Here is a 344-nt window from a genome sequence, read left to right on the forward strand (position 1 = left end):
TCGATGTTGTGGATATGCTGCTCCATGATATGGTCCCCGCACAGCCAGGTGAAGTAGTACCAGTTGCGCATCTGGAATTCCATCTCATTTTGGTGGGGCTGCCGCTCGCGCACCCACACCCCGTCGCTGTTCCAGTACACCTGCCCGGAAACGATGTCGCCAACGGTGCCGTCGTTCTTAATGCGGTCGACGACCTCACGGTAGCTGTTCTGGTAGTGACGCTGCAGCCCGACAACCACGTTGAGGCCTTTCTGGTCGGCCTTTTTCCCGGCCTCCAGCACCTTCCGAACCCCCGGGGCATCGGTGGCGAGCGGTTTTTCCATAAACACGTGCTTGCCGGCGTC

1 pseudogene is annotated in these 344 nt (G+C 59.6%); it reads right to left on the bottom strand.

Annotated features, from left to right (window positions below):
* Positions 1-344, bottom strand: a pseudogene (locus ACG2E4_RS18570) (dehydrogenase); the annotation flags it as partial.

It is taken from the genome of Halalkalibaculum sp. DA384, assembly GCF_043951955.1.
GTDB lineage: Bacteria > Bacteroidota > Rhodothermia > Balneolales > Balneolaceae > JAMQKA01.